This is a genomic window from Janibacter endophyticus (genome assembly GCF_016888335.1).
Lineage (GTDB): Bacteria > Actinomycetota > Actinomycetes > Actinomycetales > Dermatophilaceae > Marihabitans > Marihabitans endophyticum.
In genome coordinates this window covers 1-614 of sequence record NZ_JAFEJG010000002.1, presented here as the reverse complement: position 1 = coordinate 614, position 614 = coordinate 1, and the positions used below count along the sequence as shown (strand labels likewise).

1 rRNA gene is annotated in these 614 nt (G+C 48.0%); it reads left to right on the top strand.

Annotation, left to right across the window (positions count from 1 at the left end):
* Positions 1–614, top strand: a 23S ribosomal RNA gene (locus tag JNO54_RS00010); the annotation flags it as partial.

Genomic DNA, 614 nt, shown 5'->3' with positions numbered 1-614 from the left:
ACCCTTTAAAGAGTGCGTAATAGCTCACTGGTCAAGTGATCCTGCGCCGAAAATTTCCGGGGCTAAAACGTACTACCGAAGCTACGGCATCAATTATGATGGGTAGGGGAGCTTCGTATGCAGGCTGAAGCATGACCGTAAGGACATGTGGACAGTATACGAGTGAGAATGTTGGCATGAGTAGCGAGACGTGAGTGAGAATCTCACGGGCCGTAAACCCAAGGTTTCCAGGGGAAGGTTCGTCCGCCCTGGGTTAGTCGGGACCTAAGCCGAGGCCGAAAGGCGTAGGTGATGGACAATTGGTTGATATTCCAATACCACTATTATCGTTATTATCGATGGTGTGACGGAGAAGGATAGGATGTGCTAGCGATTGGAAATGCTAGTCTAAGCATTTAGGGAGTTAAGGTAGGCAAATCCGCTTTAACAATTCTGAGGTGTGATGGGGAAGGTCATTTAGACCGAAGTATCTGATTCCATGCTTCCAAGAAAAGCATCTAGAGAGAGAAGTAGTGCCCGTACCGCAAACCGACACAGGTAGATGAGGAGAGAATCCTAAGGCCATCGGAAGAATTGCAGTTAAGGAACTAGGCAAATTGACCCCGTAAGTTAGC